General features: G+C 61.4%; 20 protein-coding genes. 1 reads left to right on the top strand and 19 read right to left on the bottom strand.

What is annotated here, in order from left to right:
• Positions 1-194 precede the first annotated feature (194 nt).
• The 14 genes from F8C90_RS00535 to F8C90_RS00470 form a co-directional block, all read right to left on the bottom strand.
• Positions 195-743, bottom strand: a complete 549-nt coding sequence (locus tag F8C90_RS00535; RefSeq protein WP_158048492.1) for a 2-oxoacid:ferredoxin oxidoreductase subunit gamma family protein — start codon at positions 741-743, stop codon at positions 195-197.
• Positions 743-1,582, bottom strand: coding sequence for a thiamine pyrophosphate-dependent enzyme (locus tag F8C90_RS00530; protein WP_158048491.1), 840 nt, complete (start codon positions 1,580-1,582; stop codon positions 743-745). Before F8C90_RS00530 ends, F8C90_RS00535 begins: the two co-directional genes overlap by 1 nt.
• The gene (locus tag F8C90_RS00525; protein ID WP_158048490.1) at positions 1,582-2,649 is read right to left on the bottom strand and encodes a 3-methyl-2-oxobutanoate dehydrogenase subunit VorB; all 1,068 of its coding nucleotides are present in this window, start codon (positions 2,647-2,649) and stop codon (positions 1,582-1,584) included. Before F8C90_RS00525 ends, F8C90_RS00530 begins: the two co-directional genes overlap by 1 nt.
• Before the next feature lie 3 nt (positions 2,650-2,652).
• Entirely contained in the window at positions 2,653-2,859 is a 207-nt protein-coding gene (locus F8C90_RS00520) for a 4Fe-4S binding protein (RefSeq protein WP_158048489.1), read from the bottom strand.
• A 28-nt stretch (positions 2,860-2,887) separates the two neighbouring features.
• Positions 2,888-3,619: a ParA family protein gene (locus F8C90_RS00515; protein ID WP_211360967.1), complete on the bottom strand. Its 732-nt coding sequence runs from the start codon at positions 3,617-3,619 to the stop codon at positions 2,888-2,890.
• 1 nt (position 3,620) lies between these two features.
• Entirely contained in the window at positions 3,621-5,408 is a 1,788-nt protein-coding gene (locus F8C90_RS00510; RefSeq protein ID WP_158048488.1) for an AMP-binding protein, read from the bottom strand.
• A 98-nt stretch (positions 5,409-5,506) separates the two neighbouring features.
• Entirely contained in the window at positions 5,507-6,091 is a 585-nt protein-coding gene (locus tag F8C90_RS00505; RefSeq protein WP_158048487.1) for a helix-turn-helix domain-containing protein, read from the bottom strand.
• A gap of 168 nt (positions 6,092-6,259) precedes the next feature.
• Complete coding sequence (locus F8C90_RS00500) at positions 6,260-8,527, bottom strand: transcription antitermination factor NusB (protein WP_170264474.1); 2,268 nt, start codon at positions 8,525-8,527, stop codon at positions 6,260-6,262.
• On the bottom strand, positions 8,490-9,449 hold the full coding sequence (gene fmt / locus F8C90_RS00495) for a methionyl-tRNA formyltransferase (protein WP_158048485.1): 960 nt from the start codon (positions 9,447-9,449) through the stop codon (positions 8,490-8,492). Before fmt ends, F8C90_RS00500 begins: the two co-directional genes overlap by 38 nt.
• A complete protein-coding gene (def, locus tag F8C90_RS00490) occupies positions 9,450-9,992 on the bottom strand; it encodes a peptide deformylase (RefSeq protein ID WP_158048484.1) in 543 nt (180 codons plus the stop codon).
• A 164-nt stretch (positions 9,993-10,156) separates the two neighbouring features.
• A complete protein-coding gene (locus F8C90_RS00485) occupies positions 10,157-11,119 on the bottom strand; it encodes an SPFH domain-containing protein (protein ID WP_158048483.1) in 963 nt (320 codons plus the stop codon).
• A 26-nt stretch (positions 11,120-11,145) separates the two neighbouring features.
• Complete coding sequence (locus tag F8C90_RS00480; RefSeq protein ID WP_158048482.1) at positions 11,146-11,583, bottom strand: NfeD family protein; 438 nt, start codon at positions 11,581-11,583, stop codon at positions 11,146-11,148.
• 94 nt (positions 11,584-11,677) lie between these two features.
• Positions 11,678-13,567, bottom strand: coding sequence for a DNA primase (gene dnaG, locus F8C90_RS00475; RefSeq protein ID WP_158048481.1), 1,890 nt, complete (start codon positions 13,565-13,567; stop codon positions 11,678-11,680).
• An 11-nt stretch (positions 13,568-13,578) separates the two neighbouring features.
• Positions 13,579-14,298: a hypothetical protein gene (locus tag F8C90_RS00470; RefSeq protein ID WP_158048480.1), complete on the bottom strand. Its 720-nt coding sequence runs from the start codon at positions 14,296-14,298 to the stop codon at positions 13,579-13,581.
• 219 nt (positions 14,299-14,517) lie between these two features.
• On the opposite strand from F8C90_RS00470, the gene F8C90_RS00465 reads away from it, so the two are divergent.
• Positions 14,518-15,747, top strand: a complete 1,230-nt coding sequence (locus F8C90_RS00465; protein ID WP_158048479.1) for a deoxyguanosinetriphosphate triphosphohydrolase family protein — start codon at positions 14,518-14,520, stop codon at positions 15,745-15,747.
• Here F8C90_RS00465 and rnhA read toward each other — a convergent pair.
• From rnhA to F8C90_RS00440, 5 genes are all read right to left on the bottom strand, one after another.
• Complete coding sequence (gene rnhA / locus F8C90_RS00460; protein ID WP_158048478.1) at positions 15,744-16,220, bottom strand: ribonuclease HI; 477 nt, start codon at positions 16,218-16,220, stop codon at positions 15,744-15,746. The genes F8C90_RS00465 and rnhA overlap by 4 nt on opposite strands.
• 108 nt (positions 16,221-16,328) lie before the next feature.
• Entirely contained in the window at positions 16,329-18,410 is a 2,082-nt protein-coding gene (locus F8C90_RS00455) for a heavy metal translocating P-type ATPase (RefSeq protein ID WP_158048477.1), read from the bottom strand.
• Between the two features lie 12 nt (positions 18,411-18,422).
• Complete coding sequence (locus F8C90_RS00450) at positions 18,423-18,677, bottom strand: DUF6110 family protein (RefSeq protein ID WP_158048476.1); 255 nt, start codon at positions 18,675-18,677, stop codon at positions 18,423-18,425.
• 106 nt (positions 18,678-18,783) lie between these two features.
• Positions 18,784-20,271 carry a helix-turn-helix transcriptional regulator gene (locus tag F8C90_RS00445; protein WP_158048475.1) on the bottom strand — a complete coding sequence of 496 codons (1,488 nt, stop codon included), beginning with the start codon at positions 20,269-20,271 and terminating at the stop codon, positions 18,784-18,786.
• Positions 20,272-20,416: 145 nt separating this feature from the next.
• Positions 20,417-20,695, bottom strand: coding sequence for a twin-arginine translocase TatA/TatE family subunit (locus F8C90_RS00440; protein WP_158048474.1), 279 nt, complete (start codon positions 20,693-20,695; stop codon positions 20,417-20,419).
• Positions 20,696-20,857: the final 162 nt, after the last annotated feature.

The following is a 20,857-nucleotide window of genomic DNA, read 5'->3' as shown; positions in this document are numbered from 1 at the left end:
CCTCAAGGCACCCTCCGACCTACTGATAGCGTAATAGAAATATCATACCAGCAACTTGCAAGTAAAGAGAGCGCAGCAAGCGAATCTCGCGTGCCGCGCCTCAACTGGGGCTTCGTAACAAACCGTGCGTCTTTAAGGTTAAGAAGTTGCGGCGAAGCGTGTCCCTTTAGCGCCCCTCGCCGCGCACACTGCCCTTACGCCTCGATACCGAGCGAGAGCGCCTGCTTGTTCTTATCGAGCATCGCAGCTTTGCGCGCGGGAACGCACTTCTCGATCGCCGCCGTGAGCACCTCGGGATCGCAGAACGGATCCGCCGCGAAGAGAGCGCCCACGAGCACGATGTTGCCCAAACCCTTAAGCCCCGCCTTCTCGGCGATATCGGCGGCGGGAATAGCCTTCACCGTCACGTCACTGCGCTCGGGAATGCTCTGCACGAGCGTGGAATCGGCGATGATAAGACCACCGGGAACGACCGCATCGATAAACTTGTCGAGCGAGGGTTGGTTCATCGCAATAAGGACATCGGGCGCCGTGATGAGCGGGCTGCCGATGGGGTCTGCCGCCAAGCTGACGCTGCAGTTCGCGGTGCCACCGCGCATCTCAGGGCCGTAAGAAGGCAGCCACGAAACCTCGCGATCGCCTATAAGCCCGGTATAGGCGATAACCTTGCCGGCGAAGAGCACGCCCTGCCCGCCGAAGCCAGCGAGCACGATCTTGCGATCAGGATACGTCGTCTCAGCCATTAGTTGCCCCCTTCCGACATCTCGGGATGAGCAATGGGGCATGCCGCTGAGCGAGCCGACGCCGCCTCGGCCGCGTTCGCATAACCATCAGCGACGACGTCGCGGTAGACGCCGAGCGGATAGTACGGCAGCATATTCTCGCGCATCCACTCGAAGGCCTCTTGCGGCGTCAATCCCCAGTTCGTGGGGCAGGTGGAAACGACCTCGATGAACGAATAGCCAACGCCGTCGATCTGGTATTGGAACGCCTTCTTGATGGCGTTTTTCGCCTTGCGGATGTTCTTCTTGCAATCGACGGTAACGCGCTCGATGTACGCCGGGCCGTCGAGCGTGCTCAAAAGCTCGCACACGCGCACGGGATAGCCCGCCTTCGAAACGTCACGCCCATAGGGGCTCGTCTGCGTGACCTGGTTCGGAAGGCTCGTAGGAGCCATCTGACCGCCCGTCATGCCGTAGATCGCGTTGTTGATGAAGATGACGGTAATATGCTCGCCGCGCGTCGCCGCATGAACGGTCTCCGCCATGCCGATCGAGGCGAGATCGCCGTCGCCTTGGTACGCAAACACCACGTGATCGGGTAAAACGCGCTTCACACCGGTGGCCACCGCGGGAGCGCGGCCGTGAGCAGCTTCAATCATGTCGCAACCGAAGAAATCGTAGGACATGACCGAGCAGCCGACGGGCGCGACGCCTACGGTCTGACCCTCGATATCGAGCTCGTCCATCGCCTCGCACACGAGGCGATGGACGATGCCGTGCGTGCACCCCGGGCAATAGTTGGTCACCACCGGCAACAGGGAATGCGGGCGGGAAAACACGAGTTTCTCGTCTTGCGCCATTAGAGAACCCCTCCCCTCTTCGCAGAATCCTTGATAGCGGAAAGCACCTCTTCGGGCGTTGGGATGACGCCGCCGGTGCGGCCGTAGAAGTCAACAGCCGCACGCCCGTTCACCGCGAGGCGCACGTCGTCGACCATCTGTCCCATGTTCATCTCAACCGACAGGAACGCCTTCGCATGCGAGAGCGCGCCTTCGATTGCCTTCGTCGGGAACGGCCACAGCGTGATCGGGCGAAGGAGACCGACTTTGATGCCCTCCTCGCGCGCGGCGACGACCGCGCTTCTCGCCACGCGGCTCGATGCCCCGAACGCGACGACGACGATTTCCGCATCATCGAGCATGAAAGCTTCCGAGCGCTGCTCCTTCTCGCGGATAACCTCGTAGCGCTCGAAGCGCTCGATGTTGAGCTTCTCGAGGGCGTCGGCGGTCAAGTAGAGCGAGTTAACGATATTGTGGGTGCGCTTGCCCTTATGTCCCGTCGTTGCCCAGGGCTTCTCGGGGAGGCTCTCCTTAGGCTCCGGCAAAACGACGGGCTCCATCATTTGCCCCAGCATGCCGTCGGCAAGCACCATGACAGGCGTGCGGTACTCGTCGGCCAAATCGAAGGCGCGGTAGACGCAGTCTGCCATCTCCTGCACTGTCGAGGGCGCGAGCACGGGCATAAAGAAGTCGCCATGCCCCGTCGCGCGCGTGGCCTGCCAATAATCCGACTGGGAAGGCTGGATGCCGCCGAGGCCCGGGCCCCCTCGCTGCACGTTGATGATAACGCCCGGCAAATCCGAGCCGGCCATGTACGAGATGCCCTCGCCTTTAAGCGAGATTCCGGGGCTCGACGAGGATGTCATCGCGCGAGCGCCGGCGGACGCGGCGCCGTACACCATGTTGATTGCCGCGATCTCGCTTTCAGCCTGCAGATACGTCCCGCCGATCTTCGGCATGCGCTTGGACATGTAGGCCGCAAGCTCGGTCTGCGGCGTGATGGGATAACCGAAGAAGAAACGGCACCCGGCGCGCAGCGCGCTTTCCGCAAGCGCCTCGTTTCCCTTCATAAGAACCTTTTCAGCCATAACTCACCTCCAAACCGAGATGGCGACATCGGGGCACATGACCGCGCATGAGCAGCACCCAACACATTTTGATTGGTCGATGCAGTGCGCAGGATGATAGCCCTTGGCCGTTATCCTCTCCTGATCGAGTTCGATGATGTGGGTCGGGCATGCATTTACACAAAGGCCGCAGCCCTTGCAGAAGCCCTCGTCCACGCTGATTCTTGCCATTTGACGTTAACCCCCGCCCTCTTGACTATCAGTTACTCCACGGCGTTTGCCGATAGGGATCTATTTGATAGAGCGCCACGTCAGCGCCCTCTTGGGAAAGCCGCTCCCTCGCCACATCCGCACAAGATGCGGGAACGCAGACGGCCGCAAGCGGCAGACCCACCGCACACGCCACCTCGCGGGCAAACGGCAGCGACTGGGAAATCGCATCCTCGTCGGTGTCGCCCATGAGATGGGAGTTCGCAACGATTGCCGTCGCGCGAAGGCGCGATGCGCGCTCGATTTCGCAGAGCACCTCCCACGCTTCGTGCGGATCGCGAGTAAGCGCTCGGTAGCGGTTCACGACATACCACATCTCGTAAGGTGCCGAAGCGATTGTACGCGAGAACCGCCCAAGCGCCGCCGCACCCGCATCGTCGCCACCGACATCGATGATACACAGCTCGTCTGCATCGGAGCTCGCGCGCTCGATCGCAGGAGCAACCGCACCCGTGAGCGCTGGCATGTCGATGTTGCAGTCGGGGCCGGCATAGACCGGCGTTATCACCGAGATGCCCGCCGCCCGAAGCGATTGCGCCTGGTCACTCGACCTGAAGTAGGGATTCACCACATCAAGGTCGACGAGCGTGACGTGTTTTCCCACGCGGGAGGCATCCTTTACGAGCGAAAGCGAAAGCGCCGTCTTCCCCACACCGTAGTGACCGCACACGACAAGCACGCCGGCCAGCTGCGAAACGTCGAGGTCGCGAACCTGCGCCATGCTAGATAAGGCCCTCGGGAAGCTTCGGCGACTTCAGATCCGCCCCGTCCTTCTGCCTGATGGCGACGCGGCGGATCTTGCCGTTCACCGTCTTCGGAAGCGCGTCGACATATTCGACGATGCGCGGGTATTTATAAGGAGCCGTACGATGCTTCACCCACGCCTGGAGCTCGCGCGTCAGCTCGTCGGAGCCCTTAAAGCCATCGGCGAGCACGACCGTCGCCTTGACGGCGAAGCCGCGAACGGGGTCGGGCACGCCGGTGACAGCGCACTCGCGCACCGCCTCGTGCTCGAGCAGCTCGCTTTCGATCTCAAAGGGCCCGATACGGTAGCCGGATGACTTGATGACGTCGTCGTTTCGACCGACGTACCAGAAGTAGCCGTCCTCGTCGACCCATGCGGTGTCACCTGTGTGGTACCAGCCGTCGTAAATCGCGTTCGCCGTCTTTTCGGGGTCGCGGTAGTATTCCATCATGATGCCCGCAGGACGCGGTTCCATACGGATGCAGATCTCGCCCGTCTCGCCGGTGTTGCAGCGCGAGCCGTCGTCGCGCTGGATCTCAACGTTGTAGAGCGGCACGGGCTTGCCCATCGAGCCGGAACGGGGCGTCGAGTGCTTGAGGTTGGCGATGGTAAGCGGCGTCTCCGTCTGACCGAAGCCTTCGAAAATCGTAAGCCCCGTGTGCTCTTTCCAGAAGTTGAACAGGTCGGGGTTGAGCGCCTCGCCCGCGGTCGTCGAATACTGAAGCGACGAGAGATCATAGGCGTCGAAGTTCTCAGACATCATGAGACGATACATTGTCGGCGGGCAACACAAAGTCGTGACCTGGTACTTTGAGATAAGCGAGAGAATCTCGCCCGCATTGAAGCGATCGAAATCGTACGTGAGAACGCAAGCTTCCATAAGCCACTGCCCGTAGTACTTGCCCCACACGGCCTTGCCCCAGCCCGTGTCAGCGATGGTGAAGTGAACGCCGTCGGGCTGCACGTTGTGCCAGTGCTTGGCGGTAATCAGGTGCGCGACGGCATAACCGGAGTTGTGAAGCACCATCTTTGGATTACCGGACGTGCCAGAGGAGAAGTACATGAGCATGGGTTCGGCAGCTACCGTGTCACGACGCTCGAAGACGTCGCTCGCCGCGCGGACGCCGCTGTTGAAGTCGACCCAACCCTCGCGCTCGATGGATGCCGCACAAATGCCCTCCTCGCCGGAAAGCGCCGCACCGACGGTGCCCGCAACAGCGATAAGGTTGCCCTCGTCGTCGCATTTCGTCGTGCCGCCGCCCGCGCCGTTCACGAGAATGCGCGAGGTGACCGTGGGGCATTCATCGATGACGTTGTCCGCGATCTGGGAGATTTCCCCGACCGAGGTGCAGATGATGGAGGAGATGGAGGCACCGTTCAGACGATACTCCAAGTCGTGCTCCTTCAGCATGAAGGTAGCGGGGACCATGACCGCGCCGATCTTTGCCAACGCCGTCGCGACGAACCAGAACTGGTAGTGGCGGCGCAGGACGACAAGGACGTAATCACCGCGCTTGATGCCCTGATCGACCAGGAAGTTCGCCGTCTTGTCGGACCAGCGCTTCATATCGGCGAACGTGAAGATATGCTCCTCGCCTTCGGGGTTGCACCAAATCATTGCGCGGCGATCGGGGTCGTTCACCGCGATGTCGTCGACGACGTCGTAGCCGAAGTTGAAGTTATCGGGATAATGGACGCTGAACGTCTCGAGCTGTCCATCGGGAGCGTAGGTCTCGTCAACGTAGCGCAGATTGATATTCCTCATGGGATAAAAAAACCTCTTTCAGTGCAAGCAGGGCTAAACGCCCTTGAAGTCTCATAGGATCCGAAGAGTGGCGCAACCCGGGGCAAGCCCAGGCGCGCCTACATAATCTCGATATCCTGCGGCTTCAAAACGATCGCGTAGAACACGCACGGCTCGCCACCCGTGGCGATCATGCCATGCCCGCGACCCGAATCGTACATAAGCACGTCGCCGGGGCCCAGTTCCTCGACGTGGCCTTCGTAGGCGAAGCGCATATGTCCGGAGACGATGCAGTCGATTTCCTGACCGCGGTGATAGGACAGATGGATAGGTTTGTCCTGCTCTTCGGGAAGATAGGGCATCGTGACCAAGAACGGCTCGGCGAGCTTGTTCTTGAATTGCGGCGCCTTGTGCAAGTATTCGAAGCCGGCACGGCGCTTCACGGACAGCCCGTCGCCCTCGCGGATAAGCGAATACCCAGTCAGGTGAGGGTTCTCGCCGATAAGCAGCTCTACGATGTCGACGCCGAAACGCTTCGCACACTTCGAGAGAAAGCTGAAGCTCAAATCCTGCTCGCCCGATTCTTGCGCGGCGTATTCCGAAAGCGAGCGACCCGTCGCCTGGGCCATTTCCTGCATCGAGATGTCGAGATCCTCACGCAGCGACCTAATTCGCGAAGCCACCTCTTCGATCTTCGGTTCCATATGCGACTCCCCCTTTCATAATGCTCGAACGATGCATCTAAAACGATGCCTAACGCATGAATTGTATCGCAACGTTGCGAAATGGAAGTAGTTTGATATGCAAACGGCGGCTAACCGTCATATGGATAGCCGCCGTTTCGGGCAGGCCCCCGCGATTGGGGGATTATTTTATTCCGCCGCCTTCACAAGTCGCACGGCGAAGTGGGCATCGGGCGAGCCCGGTTTGAGCGCGGGGTTGAAGCACGGCGCCCCGCCGATCGGGGCCAAGGCAAACGAAGCCCCCTCGTCGCTTGCGAGGAACGCCTTCACGACATCGATGTTCTCCGCACGCGTGATGGTGCACGTGGAGAAGACGATGCTGCCGCCCGGGGCAACATGGGTCGAGGCGGACTTCAGAAGCGCCAAGCCGGTCTTTGCGAACTCGTCGATCTTCTCGGGGTTCAAACGCCAGCGGATCTCCGGGTGGCGGCGCAGTGTGCCCAAACCCGAGCACGGAGCGTCGATGAACACGACGTCGAAGGCGCGCTCGCCCACCACGTCGTCGAGTACCGTCGCGTCGCCGGTGATCGATTCGGAAACGTGTATGCCGTATTCCTCCGCGCGCTCGGCGGTGATGTTCGTCTTGAACTCCAGGTTGTCGACGGTCACGTACTCGTCGATCTGCGAGCCGTAGCGTCGCTGGGCGTCGCTTTGGATGAGGACGGTCTTCGTCCCGCGGCCGGCGCCGACTTCGAGAAGCGACGCGGGCTTTTCCTCGGTGAGCACAAGGCGCGCGATCTGCTGGGAAGACGCGTCGGAGACGAGAAGCTGCCCAGTCTGAATCATATGGCGGACGCGCCCGTCGAAGAGCACGCGCCCCTCGGAGAGGCAATAGCAACCGGGGATGTCCTCGCCGTTGACCGACACGGCCACTGGGTCACCGTGAGCCGCCACGATCGTCTCGACGACCTCGGACTCGTCCGCCTTCGCCGCATTGATTGCGACGAACAGGGGTGCCGGCTCGTTCGACCCCGCGAGGTAATCGCGCGTGGCCTCGGGACCCAAGTCGAGAAGCGCCCGCTTGGCAAGCCACTCGGGGAAGGCGTGCAGGCGTGCAAACGCTTCAATGTCGGTGCGAGGGTCGCCGAAGGGGAACTTGTGCGCCTTGTCGGCGATGCGGCGCAGGACGGCGTTCGCCAGGCCGGACGCCTTCGGAGCGATCGTCTTCACCAGCTCGACGCCCTGGCTCACCGCAGCATGCGGCTCCTTCTTCAGGAAGATGATTTCGTAGGTCGAGATGCGCAGCGCGTCGCGCACGTCGTCGTTGATGTCGCTTACGCGGTCGAGACAACGGTTGATGACGTCGTCAAGCGTGCCATACGAGCTCACAACACCGAGCGTGAGACGCGTCGCGAACGCGCGGTCCTCGCGGGACATGCGGGAGGAATCGATGTACTTGTGGATAAGCTCCTGGGCGAAGGCATCGCGCTCGCGAACGATCGACGTCACGCGCAAAGCCGCCTGACGGGCCGGGGAGGCACTGCGCTCGGAATCTTTGTGGACAACGCCGCTCGTGCGAGGCTTGTCGCCGAAGGAGTGCTTCGCGCCGCGACGCTCGCCGCCCTTGGGGCGGTTGCGGTACTTGAGCTCACCGTTCTCGTCGAGCTCAAGCTCGCCGCGATAGACGCCTTCCTGCGGCTCGCGACCCTCGGCGAGGGCAGCGTTCTGTTCGTTGGGACGCCACGGCCCGCGGCGCTCGAAGCCGCGATGCTCGCCTGCGTCCTTGCGCGAGAAGCCGCGATCGTCCGCTCGATCTTTCTTGAAGGGGGCGTCGCCGCGAGGAGCGCGCTCGAAATCGCGCGTTGCGCCTTCGCGCTTATCAAAGGGCTTGCGGTCGCCATCGTGCTTATTGAATGGCTTACGCTCGCCGTCGCGCTTCTCGAATTTGCGGTTATCGTCGCGTTTTCCGTAAGGCTTGCGGTCGCCTTCCCGCTTGTCGAATGTGCGCTCGCCGTCGCGCCTGCGATCGTCATCCCGCTTGCCATAGGGCTTTCGGTTATCATCGCGCTTGCCGTAAGGCTTGCGGTTGCCATCCCCTTGCTTCGAGAAGGACTTCCCGCCCGAGCGACGATCATCGCTTCGCTTACCGTAAGATTTGCGATTGTCAGAGCGCTTGTTGTCGAAGGGTTTGCGAGAGCGATGCTCGCCATCACGAGAGGAACCGCCGCGCGAGTCGCGCTTGCCATAGCCGCCCTTGCCGCCCTTGCCGCCGTCGCGCGAGCCCTTATAAGAGCCCCTGTGGTCGCCGCTTCCCTTCGAGCCGTAGGAACCTGAGTTCGAACGGCCGCGGCGATCTTGTGATCCCTGGCGCTTCGCGCCGCCGTTGCCGCGATGTTCTTCGTTATGTTGGTTGTTGCCATCAGGCATGTTGTGCCGTCCATTCTCCGTCGTGCCCATGAAGCGCCGCAGCTCCAGCCGCGAATGCCTGGGCATCCATTTCTTTCTTTCCATCTGGTTTTAAGCGGAAGACCTCGAGCGCGCCGTCTGCACACCCAAGCAGAAGCCGCTTCGAGGCGAAGCGCACCTGCCCCGCACCAAGGCCGCTTGCAGCAACTTTCCCCTGCTCATCGTAGTCGGCGCGGCATGCGTCAATGATTGTCGCGCCTTTGCCGAGCACCACGCATTTGCTCGGATGACCCGCGCTCGATGCGCGGACGCGACGCGCAAGCAGGTCAACGCCGAGTGCCGGATTCAAATCGAGCTCGCCCTTCTCGATTTTGTGGGCATAGGTTGCGTCGGATTCCTTCTGCACGACCCAACGCTCCTGCCCGCGCAGAATCTGCATGATAGCCGTCAGAAGAGCATGTGATCCCAAATTCGCAAGTTCGTCGGCAAGCACGGGAAGGGTCTTCTCCCCCACGTCGAGCGTCCGGCATACACAGAAAGGACCGGTATCGAGGCCTTCCTCCATGCGCATGATGCACACGCCCGTCTCCTCGTCGTCGGCGAGGATCGCGTGCTCGATTGGAGCCGCACCCCTCCAGCGGGGCAGAAGCGAGGCGTGCACGTTCAGGCAATGATACGTAGGGCACTCGAGAACATCGATAGGCAGGATCATACCGTATGCCGCAACGATGATGAAGTCGGGCCGATATTGCTCGAGCGTGGCGATAGCCTCGGGGGCTTTGAAGGTCGTCGGCTGCTCGACAGGAATACCGAGGCTCATCGCGGTTTCCTTCACGGGAGATGCGACGAGCTTTTTGCCCCGTCCGCGAACCGCATCGGGACGCGTGTACGCGGCGACGACGTTATAGTGCTGCGAGAGATCCTCAAGGATGGTTGCCGCGAAGTTCGGCGTGCCCATGAAGACGATGCGCATTCAATCCACCTCGATGGAGGTGTCGCCCGGCTTGGCGCCCTTCTTGCGCGCCTCATCGTAGGCTTCGAGCGCGCGGATGCGCGTCAGGGGGTCGCACGACTCGAAAAGCGTGCGTCCGTTCAAGTGATCGATCTCATGCTGAAGACAGCGCCCGAGAAGGCCATCGCCTTCGATTTCCCACATCTCTCCGTCGAGGTCGTAGTAGCGAACGCGGGCCCAGGGCTTGCGGGAAACAGGAACGGTGATGCCGGGACAGGACAGGCAGCCCTCGCCCTGCGTTTCGGGCTCGCCTTTGAGCTCCATGATCTCGGGGTTGACCAAAACGATGGGATTTTGCTCATTGGAGTCGTCAACATCGATGACGACCAGGCGTTTCGTCACGCCGACCTGGGGAGCTGCAATTCCGCAACCGTTGTTGTTGTACATAGCTCGCGCCATCTGCTTGGCGAGCTTTTTCAAGCTGTGGTCGCCCGGCGTGCACGGCTCGCACACCTGGCGAAGAAGCGGGTCGGGGGCAATAACGATACTGACCACTGGCAACACGTCCTTTATTCGATTGACATGCGGGCGCGCCGATAGAGCGCGCCCGACTATTTCGCTTGCGACATTGTGGCAAGCACGCCCGCGCCTGTCCACCCAAAGTGCCAGGTTGAGCGGGAAACGAACACAAATCTGCGGAATGCGGGCCCGATGGGCCCAAAACGCACCTACGCGTTCGGCGTCTCGCTTTGCTTCGGGGCATTAGGGTCGTCGGTCACAATCTCCTTGATCGACGCCGCAAGGCCGGCGATTCCCTGAATATCGGAGGGGATGATGAGCTTGGTTGCGCGGCCATTCGCGACGCACTTCAGGGCCTCGTATGCCTGAAGCGTCAAAACGGCATTGTCGGCACCCGCCTCGCGCACCATCGCGATGCCCTCTGCGGTTGCTCGCTGGACGTTGCGAATCGCCTCAGCCTCACCTTCTGCCTCGCGGATCTGCTTTTCCTTCTCAGCTTCCGCGGCAAGGATGATCGCCTGCTTCTCTGCTTCGGCGGAGAGGATCTGCGCCTGCTTCTCGCCCTCGGCGACCGTGATGGCGCTCTGCTTCTGGCCCTCTGCCAAAAGAACTGCCTCGCGCTTCTCTCGCTCGGCCTTCATCTGCTTCTCCATCGCCTGCTGGATGGCGGCGGGCGGCGTGATGTTCTTCACCTCGACGCGGTTGACCTTGATGCCCCACGCATCGGTCGCCTCGTCGAGGATGGAACGCATCTTCGCGTTGATGGTGTCGCGGGAAACGAGCGTCGTGTCAAGGTCGAGCTCGCCGATGATGTTGCGGATAGTGGTGGCGGAGAGGTTCTCAATCGCGACAATGGGGTTTTCCACGCCGTAGCAAAAGAGCTTCGGGTCGAGGATCTTGAAGAAGACGACCGTGTCGATCGAGATCGTGACGTTGTCCTTCGTGATGACCGGCTGCGGCGGGAAATCGAAGACCTGCTCCTTGAGCGAGATCCCCATGCGCACATGGTCGATGAAGGGAACCTTGATGTGGAGGCCGTTGTTCCAGGTGGTGAGGTACGATCCCAGGCGTTCGACAATGGCGGCTTCAGCCTGCGGAACGATCTTCACGCAGGTGACGGCCAAGACCACCACGATGACGACGAGCACGATGAGGAAGGTGAGCAGTGGCATAGCGTTTCCTTTCGATAGCGGACGGTTTACGCTTCCGGTTCACACGGTTTGACGATGAGCTTGATGGACTCCTGGGCAACGACCTCGACGCGCATGCCCACAGGAAGGACCTCCCCCGTAGCCGACCGCGCCGACCAGGTCATATGGTCGGAAAGCTCGACCCTGCCCGTCAGCCCATCGTTGTCGATCGTCTCGCACACGACGCCGCGCTCGCCGACAAGCGTAGGCTCAGCCGAGTGACCGCGGTTGCGGTGCTTCACGACGACGGGACGGAGAAGAACAAGGCAGAGCACCGAGACCACGAGGAACAGCGCGACCTGCACGACGAAGTTCGCACCGAGCAGATCGGCGACGAACGCAACGAGCGCGCCGACGACGAACCACATCGTGATGAGCCCGAACGAGAAGGCCTCGATAAGCGCCATGACGGCGGCCACGACGAGCCAGAGAACCATATGGGACATTGGTGCACCTCCTTATTCACAAGCATGCCTAATTATACCAGAGCGTATTTACGCATCGGTGTACCGCACGCAAGACTTTACGAGGTTTTGCAAACTACAGACGGCCCTCGTGCGCGACGGGCTTGTGGGCGAGACGCTTCTCGAGCAGCTCCTTTTGAAGCGCCGTCGTTGCCTGGAAAAGGAAGTCGTATTCCTCGGTTCCTTTAAGCGACTCGTTGGCAAGCTGGCAGCGAAGCTCCTCGATGGCGTCCTCGGCGTCGCCAATGGCGAGCTCTTCGGCGAGAAAGCGCGCAACCTCTTCGGGAGACGCCGTTTCGGTGGAGCTGCCCCCTGCGGTGAGCACACGACCAGCGCGGCCATCGACGGCAGCCGCGTTCGACACGATCGCCGCAGCGCTCGCGGCAGGGTCGGACATGAGCGTATCGAGGATGCTCGACGCGATGGCGGAATGCAGCGGGTCGTGCCACTTTGTCTGCGCGAGGGAGTCCGCGTGGGCAAGTGCGATAAGCGGGTTTTGGGCGAGCACGCTGAGAAGCTCGCGCTCGAGACGCAGTCGGTTGAGCTCGGTCTTCGAAAGCGCCCGACGCGCCGGACCTTGGGCGGGAACGGGGGCTTGAGCCGCCGCCTCCTCGGCCGACGCTTCGCCGTAGCGAACGGGGGGAGCAAGCTTTGAGAGAGCCTCGAGCACATCCTCCTCGCGGGCACGGGTACGCCCCGCAATTTGGATAGCGTAGTCCTTCGCAAGCAGGGAGTCCTTGATGGGAGCGAGCACCGAGAGCGCCGATGCGAGTGCGGCGGACCTGCCCTCCGCACTCGAGAGGTCGTGTGCAGCAAGACGACGATCGATGCCGTATTTCAAAAGCGGCTGCGCGTGCTCGATAAGTTCCTCAAGCTCGGCGGCGCTGTGCGAGGCCATGTACTCAGCAGGGTCGAGGTTGTCGGGCAGGGTGACGGCGCACAGCTCGATCCTCGTTTTGCCCGCCTCGGGCGTCATCGAGGAGTCGATGAACTCCAGTGCTCGGTCGGCTGCCTTCTGACCTGCAGCGTCACCGTCGAAGAGATAGACGATCTTCTTTTGCGCATGACGTCCGAGGATGCGAATGTGACGCATGGTGAGCGCCGTGCCGAGCGTGGCCACCGCGTTGCGCACTCCCCCTTCGTGAAGCGCGATGACATCGGTGTATCCTTCGCACACGATGGCGACGCCGCTCGACGCCATGGCGACTTTCGCCTTGTCGAGACCGTAAAGCACCTGCGACTTGTGGAACAGCGGCGTCTCCTGGGAATTGAGGTATTTCGGCTCCCCTTTCCCGACGACGCGCCCGCCGAACGCGATGCAGTCTCCCGTCACGTCGTTTATGGGGAACATGATGCGGTTGTAGAAACGGTCGCGCAGCTTGCCCTGGGAATCACGGCTGCATACGTTCGCCTCGACCATCTCGTCGGCCTTGAAGCCTTTCGATGAAAGATGGCGCGTGAGCACACCGCGCCCGGGGGCGAACCCAAGGTTCCAGTCATGAGGGACCTTGCCGCCCAAGTTGCGCCCCGAAAGGTACTCGCGCGCGGCCGACGCCTCGGGCGACTTCAAGCGCATGAGCTGGAGATGATAGAACTCGGCGGTCGCCTTGCATATATCTTTCAGGCGCGCTTTCTTGCTCGCGGGTGCGGTAGGCTTTCCGCCCACTTCGACGATATCGATATGCGCGCGCTCAGCAAGCCTATGGACCGCCTCGGGGAACGAGAGGTCCTCAGCCTTCATGATGAACGCGAACACATCCCCGCCCTCACCGCAACCGAAGCAGTGCCACAGCTGCAAAGCAGGGTCGATCTTGCACGAAGGCGATTTCTCGTTATGGAAGGGACAGCAGCACCAGAAGTCGCGGCCGCGCTGCTTCACGGGAACGCGCTCGCTGAACACGGCGACGATGTCGCTCGCGTCGCGAACCTTCTGGATGTCCTCGTCGGTTATGCGCCCGCCGGGCATAGGGCACCCGCCTACTCTTCGTTTTTGCGCGAGGGAGGCTGAGAAGCAGCAGCAGGAGAAACCTTGCTGCGCTTCTCGAGGCGCTTCGCCTGTTCTCTCACGTGCTCGGGGACTTCCCATTCCTTGTCCTGCAGATCGAGCAGGAGCGCAGCCGCCGCCGTACGCTGAGAGAGGCGCACGCAACCGACGGTCTCGTCGGCGAACTCGCGGGCGAAGGTGACGCGCGCAGGAAGGATCGCAGCCCCCACCGAGGCACCCACGGCCCCGAAGATGGCCGTGAAAGCGTTCACCTCGGCGGTGGAGACCGACACGTAGGCGCGCGTGATCAGGATGAGGACGGTGCAGGCGATTCCGAGACCCGCCACCGCATAGCAGAACGCGCGGCCGGCGTCGCTTTTCCCGCAGACAAGGGTCGCGATAACAAGCGATGCGAGAAGCGATGCCACGGTAAGCACGTTGCCGTAGGAGACGACGGGCCCGAACATGGTGAGAACCGCGCAGACGGCAGCGATGACGATGCACGGAAGCAGCACCTTCTTCGCGATCTCGCCGCGTTCGTGTTCCTTTTCCGCAGAAAGAATGCGCGTGCGAACGACCTTGCCGTGCGGCCAGCGGAACGATCCCGCGGTATGCTCGCGGCCGATTCCAGAGAGCTCGTCGACCTTAGACGACAAAAACCCGAACAGGCCGATCGCGACGACGACGATCAGTATGATCAAAACCCAAGGCATTGGCACATCCCCTCACCTGGTATACGGTGCTTGCTAATCAATGGGATATGGTAGCACGACCAACGAACGCCCGCCCCGCGAGCGCGGCCAAATGCGCAGTGCGCCTACAACCCGAGCCGAATGCGCACACCACTGCTACAATGGCGGCAAACAAGGAAAAGCGCAGCGAGCGCTCATCTTTGCGACAGGGTCGCACCTGCCGCGAGAAGGAAGGCAACTATGTCGAAGGATTCCATACCCTATCTGACGATAGACCCCGCAATCGAGGAGCAGATCCGCACCGACCGCGAGGCGGGGCGGATGAGCCCCTACCGCTTTCGCGACGAGGACGTGGCCAGGCGGGAGCCCAACCCTCACGACACAGCGACGATCGCCCGTCCCGCGTTCGCACGCGACATCGAGAAGATTGTGAACATGCCCGCCTACAACCGATACGCGGGCAAGACACAGGTGTTCTCCTTCGTCGAGAACGACGACATCTGCCGACGCGGCCTGCACGTGCAGCTGGTAAGCCGCGTCGCACGGGGAATCGGGCGGCTGCTCGGACTGAACTGCGACCTCATCGAGGCCATAGCGCTCGGGCACGATCTGGGGCACACGCCGTTCGGGCATGCGGGCGAGCGGTTCTTATCCCGTTGCTACCACGAGCGCACCGATCGCTACTTCAACCACAACGTCCATTCCGTACGCGTGCTCGACCAGCTCTATCGCCGCAACGTGAGCTTGCAAACGCTCGACGGAGTGCTCTGCCACAACGGCGAGTTCGCCCAGCAGGAGCTCAAGCGCGGGCACGTAGGAACGTTCGAGGCGCTCGACGCGCTCGTCGAGGAGTGCACGGCCGACGAGCAGGTCATTTCCACGCTGCGCCCCTCCACGCTCGAAGGTTGCGTCGTGCGCGTAGCCGACATGATCGCATATGTGGGCAAGGACCGCCAAGACGCGATGGACATGGGCGCGCTCGCCTCGCTCGACGAGTTTGACTCCACGGTGATGGGCAAGGCAAACGCGCAGATCATAAACAACCTCACGGCCGACATCGTGAACGAAAGCTACGGCAGGGACCGCATCGCCATGAGCGAGGCGATGTTTAACGACCTCAAGCGCGCGAAACGCCAGAACTACGAGATCATCTACAACAAGGAGGGCCTTGCCGCAAGCGACGGCATCACCGTCGGGGAGATGTTCGAGGAGGTCTACGAGAAGCTTCTACGCGATTTGACTGAAGGACGCGAGGAGTCAGCGATATTCAGGCACCATATCGATTATCTCGCGAGAAAGTCGCGTTCGATCACGCGTGAGCGCTACGTGGGCGCGACAGAGCCGAACCAGATCGTGGTCGACTACATCGCCTCGATGACGGACAGCTACTTCATGGCGCTCTACGCGCACCTGTTCCCCGAGCACGCAACCCAAATCCAACTGCGCGGCTACTGCGCCGACCTGCACTAACAGGTAAAGCCGGTATCCTCGAGAAGGTTATTTCCGTCGGCTGCGGCGGTCGCAAGAGTATCGCAGCGCTCGTTTTCGGGGTGGCCCGCATGACCCTTCACCCACACGAAGGTTACGTCATGCGGCTTTTTCGCCTCGAGCAGGCGCCTCCAGAGGTCGGAGTTTTTGACGGGCTCCTTCTTCGCGTTCTTCCAGCCGCGCTTGAGCCAGCCATCGACCCAATGCTGGTTGAAAGCGTTCACCACGTACTGCGAGTCCGAATGGACCTCGACGGTGCACGGACGCTTGAGCGCCTCGAGCGCGACGATCACCCCGAGCAGCTCCATGCGGTTGTTCGTCGTGGTGGCATACCCCTGCGAGAGCTCGCGCTCGTGCAGCTTGCCCGTCGAGTCGACGAACTGCAGCACCGCGCCATAGCCGCCGGGGCCGGGGTTTCCACGCGAAGAGCCGTCGGTGTAGATCGTGACTTTCATGCCGTCCTTTCGTCGTAAGCAAAGCGAGGGCGGGTCCCTTTGCGGGTTCCCGCCCTCGCCTACGATACCCGAGCCATCTTGCGATGGGAAGGGCACAAAGCCGAAGCTCTAAAGATTGTACGCACGCGAGCTGTGCATGCTGAGCGCGATCGTCGACGCGTTGTGCAGAAGCGATGAGACCTGCGGCGTGATGATACCGCCGATGCCCAGCGCCAAGAGTGCCGAGTTGAAGGCGATGGTCTGCGCGAACGAGGTGTCCATGCGTCCCATGAGGCCACGTGAGAGCATGCGCATCTGGACGAGCGAGTGCAGGTCGCCCTCCGAGAGCGTGATGTCGGCGACTTCCTTGGCAATCGCGGTGCCCTGCCCCATGGCAACGCCGACCGTGGCCGCGGAAAGCGCGGGGGAATCGTTCACCCCGTCGCCCACCATGACCACCTTGCAACCCTCGGCTTTCAGCTGTTCCACGAACCCGTGCTTGTCCTCAGGAAGCAGGTCGGCGCGGAATTCGGTGATACCCGCCGCCTGTGCGATACGGGCGGCCGTCTTCTCGTTGTCGCCCGTCAGCATGATGATCCGATCGAAGCCGAGGTCGCGCAAGCTTCCGATCGCCTCCGAGACACCCGCCTTCAAGGGGTCGTCAATGCCGATGACGCCCACGAGCACACCATCGACGGCGAGGTAGAGCGTCGAGAGATCGCTCGCCTCGGCGTCGATTTTGCGCTGGTCCTCGTCGGTGACGACGACCTTCTCGTCCTCGACGACGAAGTGCCTCGACCCGATTACCGCCCGCTTGCCGTCGATCGAGCTCGCGATGCCGTGTGCCACGATGTACTCCACAGCGGCATGACGTTCACGATGCTTGAGGTTCTTCTCGGCTGCGGCGCGAACAACGGCACGCGCGACGGGATGCGGGAAGTGCTCTTCCAGGCACGCCGCGAAGCGAAGGACCTGGGTCCGGTTCCATCCGTCGAGCGCGATAACGCATTTCACCTGGGGTTGCGCCTCGGTAAGCGTGCCGGTCTTGTCGAAGACGATCGTGTCGGCCTGGGCGAATGCCTCGAAATGCTTCGACCCCTTCACCGTGAAGCCCGCCTTGGCGGCCTGGCTCATGGCGGACAAAACCGAGATTGACCCCGTGAGCTTGAGCGCGCACGAGTAGTCGACCATGAGTGCAGCTGAAGTTTTCACGAGGCTGCGCGTGGTGAGGGCGACGACGCCCGCGAGCAGGAAGTTCCACGGCACGATGCGGTCGGCCAAGCGCTCGCGCTTCGTCTGCACATCAGCTTTCATGCTTTGGGACAGCTCGACCAGCGAGACAATGGAACGAAGCTTCGTCTCGCCCGTCGCCGCCTTGACGCGGACGAAGATCTCGCCGTCTTCGCACGCGGTACCCGCGAAGACGTCGTCCCCCACCGTTCGCTCGACGGCAAGCGGCTCGCCGGTTAGGGTCGACTGGTTCACCATGGCCACACCGCGCTCGACCACACCGTCGACGCTTACCGGCATACCAGTGCGCACAGCAATCAGGTCACCTGCCTTCAGGTTGGCGGTGGGAACGGTCATTTCCTCGTCGCCGCAGACGAGCTGCGCGTTCTCGGGCGCGCCGAGCAAGGAGTAGATCAGCTGGTTCTCCGAGCGCGCACGCGTGTAGTCTTCCAGCGTCTCGCCCAAATCGAGCAAGAACATCGTTGACGACGCCGTCACGAAGTCGCCCATCACAAACGAGATCCCAATGGCCGCCGCATCGAGAACGGGCACATCGAGTCGTGCATGCAGAAGCGAGTTCACGGCAGCCTTCAGGAAGAGGCGATAATGCCAAATCGTATGAATGGCACGCAAGGGCGCAGGAAGGAACCATTTTCGTGCGAAGTGGGAGCCGACGAGCAACGCGATGTCCATCAGCAGGGAGTGCGTCCTGACCGAAAGCGCCGTCGGGCACGCGAGCTTCGCCTTCTCGATGGACTTCGCGTCGACGGCGTCCATCGCGGAAAGAACGGCAGCACGCGCGTTATCCCCACCTGCAAAAGTGACCGAGAGCGACCCGATGCGCGGATAGACGTTGACTGACGACACGCAGGGGCATGCCGTCATGAGCGACTCGAGCGCATCGACGTCCGCTTCGGGCACGCGACCGTAGAGCCTAACGCGGATCCGCCCGGGTATCTCATGCTCTATCGTATATTTCATCGAGCGGCTTCTTTACTGCTCGTCCTTGGCAGCTTCAGCCTTCTCGGATTCGGCGAGGTTAATGTAGTTCGCCTCGGCAACGATGTCGTCGACCTGAGCCTTCGCCTCTTCGACGATGTTCTGATAGCCTTGCTTCACCTGCAGGCCCTTGGCGACACCCAGCACGTAGCACTTCCTGGCAGTCTTGGAGGTGAGTGCCTTCACACCGACCGTGCCGGCAAGAAAGCCAGCGCCAACGAGCAGGGAGTTGAACGTCTTCTTCTTCATGATAGAGTCCTTTCTGGTTATGGGCAGACGCATAGTTAGCCCAAGGTAACGACAAGAAAGGATTGTAAACTGACGATAACAAAAAGTGATGAGAATTCACAAAAAGTTAACTATGGCTTTCGGCGAAATCGATGAGCTCTTGGCGGTTATGCACCCCGCATTTGGCATAGATGCGGCGCAGGTGCGTGTCGACCGTGCTCTTCGAGATGCAAAGCTCGCTCGCGATTCGCTCGCCGGTGCGGCCTTTGAGGGCAAGGGGCAGAACCTCCGCCTCACGGGGGGAAAGCCCTGCTTGTTTGCTGATCTTGCGGCACGTGGCATCGAAGCGATCGAGCGTGATGGCAACTTGCGAGAGCGCTGAGAAGTCGCGCTCGGTGAACAGGTAAAGGTAGGCGATCAAGGCGCATAATCCGGCGAGTGCGCACATGAGATGGGAGGCCGCACTTCCGAAAAACGCGATGTCGAAGAAGTTGCCGACGACAAGCCCCATGAACTCGCCGAGGATAAGCGCGGCGAAGCCCCGCCCGAATGTGACGGCGGCGTCTCCCCCGTCGATCTTGCCCATGACGAGGAAGAGCGAGACCATGACGACGATGAGGGCGAGAAAACCCGACATGGCGACTGCCTCGCCGGGCACGCCGATGTCACCGAGGACCTCAACGAAGAGGAAGCCGCCCATGAGCAAAAGCCCCGAGAGCCGATAGGTGCCGCCAAGCGGGCCTGCATCGCCGCCCTGGACGAAGGCGACACCGCGCGAGATAGCGGCGAGCATCCCGCCTTCTGGGCGGGGCGCGTCCTTCGGGGCGGGTTTGGCCCCCTCGCCTCCGAAGAGCTGTAGCGCGGCAAGGCAGAACAGGATGAAGAGCACGAGCGTGACGGGAAGCGTCGGCGTCGCGTCCATACCAGGGTCGGATCCGTACGTCTGCATGATTCCTGTCGCCAGACCGAAGAGCAGCGTTCCCAGAAGAAGGCGTCTTGTGAAACGGTTCTTCTTCGACTCGTCAGGCTTGATCGCCGCATCTTTTGGTTTGGGCAAAGTGGCACCGATTCGCTGGAGCGCAAGCAGAAACGCGAGCGATGCGAGCGGTAAGAAGCAGATGAAGAGCTCAGCTTCGGAGGGAAGGGCCTTCGAACCCAAAAGGAAGCAGACGGCAGCGCCGAGCGCGGACCCGATAAGGGCACAGGGTACGGACTGCTCGATTTCAAAGCCTCCAAGCGCACGACCCCAGGCGGCGAACACGAGACCGCTCGGAGCGCCCACAAGCAGGCCTTCGAGGGCAAGGAGCGTCCCATCGTGGGTGCCGAGCAGTTCCTCGGCGAGCGAGCCCGCCACCATAAGCAGCGAGCTCGCAATGATAACGGGAGATGAAAGCAGGCGTGCACGCACCGAATTGGGGGCGAAAGCACATGCGGCGAGCGTGCAGACCATGAACAGCAGGGGAAACAGAAGCTCTCCGCGCTCCAGTTCGAGATTCCCGAGGGAGAAAGAGCAGTTGGACCCCATGTAGAGAAGCGAGATGACGCAGGCCTGGAAGGATGCGAAGCCCAGAATGGCGAAACGAGCGCGCCTCGCGTCGCTTAAACCTTGGATCACGCTAACTTCCCTTCGGTCGAACGGCCATCTTTTCAGACTCCATTGTAAAGCACGGAGCTCAGATGATACCCCTCCGCGAAATCAGAAAGGGCGCATAGCAGATATCCATGCGCCCAAGGGAAGGTTAGGTTTGTTTGGCGGTTCGCTATTCAGCGGCAGCAACCTTTTTCACAACGCGCTTCTTCGCGGTCTTGGGTGCCTCCTGCTCTTCGGTGTCCGACTCGGACTCAACAAGATTCTCAGCGACCTCTTTCTCGTCGCTCGCCTCTTCGGCTTTCTTGCCCGACCCGAGGCCCTCGCGCAGGCCCTTCATCGACTTGCCGATCGCGCTACCGAGTTTCGGGAGGTTCTTCGGCCCGAAAATCAACAGAACGACGACGAGGATGATAAGAAGTTCAGGGGTTCCCATTCCGAGAATTTTCATTGCGATGCTCCTTTTGCATTGCCTTGCCAACGTGTTGCCACGACTATGCGACGGGAAGGACCTCTTAGCCATCACGCAAACCCATGATTTTGCCGCATGACAAGAAAATCCCCTTGTCATGTATTTGCATGACAAGGGGATTTATCCAGGTCAAATAGGTAA

It is taken from the genome of Ellagibacter isourolithinifaciens (genome assembly GCF_008831035.1).
In the GTDB taxonomy this organism is placed as follows: domain Bacteria; phylum Actinomycetota; class Coriobacteriia; order Coriobacteriales; family Eggerthellaceae; genus Ellagibacter; species Ellagibacter isourolithinifaciens.
This window is presented reverse-complemented; position numbering and strand designations above follow the sequence as displayed.

What these genes read in the sequence shown, in the direction of transcription:
- F8C90_RS00440 (WP_158048474.1), bottom strand. Translation starts at nt 20,695, where the DNA reads ATGAAAATTCTCGGAATGGGAACCCCTGAACTTCTTATCATCCTCGTC.
- F8C90_RS00470 (WP_158048480.1), bottom strand. Translation starts at nt 14,298, where the DNA reads ATGCCTTGGGTTTTGATCATACTGATCGTCGTCGTCGCGATCGGCCTG.
- F8C90_RS00510 (WP_158048488.1), bottom strand. Translation starts at nt 5,408, where the DNA reads ATGAGGAATATCAATCTGCGCTACGTTGACGAGACCTACGCTCCCGAT.
- F8C90_RS00465 (WP_158048479.1), top strand. Translation starts at nt 14,518, where the DNA reads ATGTCGAAGGATTCCATACCCTATCTGACGATAGACCCCGCAATCGAG.
- F8C90_RS00505 (WP_158048487.1), bottom strand. Translation starts at nt 6,091, where the DNA reads ATGGAACCGAAGATCGAAGAGGTGGCTTCGCGAATTAGGTCGCTGCGT.
- dnaG (WP_158048481.1), bottom strand. Translation starts at nt 13,567, where the DNA reads ATGCCCGGCGGGCGCATAACCGACGAGGACATCCAGAAGGTTCGCGAC.
- F8C90_RS00535 (WP_158048492.1), bottom strand. Translation starts at nt 743, where the DNA reads ATGGCTGAGACGACGTATCCTGATCGCAAGATCGTGCTCGCTGGCTTC.
- F8C90_RS00525 (WP_158048490.1), bottom strand. Translation starts at nt 2,649, where the DNA reads ATGGCTGAAAAGGTTCTTATGAAGGGAAACGAGGCGCTTGCGGAAAGC.
- F8C90_RS00455 (WP_158048477.1), bottom strand. Translation starts at nt 18,410, where the DNA reads ATGAAATATACGATAGAGCATGAGATACCCGGGCGGATCCGCGTTAGG.
- F8C90_RS00520 (WP_158048489.1), bottom strand. Translation starts at nt 2,859, where the DNA reads ATGGCAAGAATCAGCGTGGACGAGGGCTTCTGCAAGGGCTGCGGCCTT.
- F8C90_RS00485 (WP_158048483.1), bottom strand. Translation starts at nt 11,119, where the DNA reads ATGCCACTGCTCACCTTCCTCATCGTGCTCGTCGTCATCGTGGTGGTC.
- F8C90_RS00450 (WP_158048476.1), bottom strand. Translation starts at nt 18,677, where the DNA reads ATGAAGAAGAAGACGTTCAACTCCCTGCTCGTTGGCGCTGGCTTTCTT.
- F8C90_RS00500 (WP_170264474.1), bottom strand. Translation starts at nt 8,527, where the DNA reads ATGGGCACGACGGAGAATGGACGGCACAACATGCCTGATGGCAACAAC.
- fmt (WP_158048485.1), bottom strand. Translation starts at nt 9,449, where the DNA reads ATGCGCATCGTCTTCATGGGCACGCCGAACTTCGCGGCAACCATCCTT.
- F8C90_RS00530 (WP_158048491.1), bottom strand. Translation starts at nt 1,582, where the DNA reads ATGGCGCAAGACGAGAAACTCGTGTTTTCCCGCCCGCATTCCCTGTTG.
- rnhA (WP_158048478.1), bottom strand. Translation starts at nt 16,220, where the DNA reads ATGAAAGTCACGATCTACACCGACGGCTCTTCGCGTGGAAACCCCGGC.
- F8C90_RS00480 (WP_158048482.1), bottom strand. Translation starts at nt 11,583, where the DNA reads ATGTCCCATATGGTTCTCTGGCTCGTCGTGGCCGCCGTCATGGCGCTT.
- F8C90_RS00515 (WP_211360967.1), bottom strand. Translation starts at nt 3,619, where the DNA reads ATGGCGCAGGTTCGCGACCTCGACGTTTCGCAGCTGGCCGGCGTGCTT.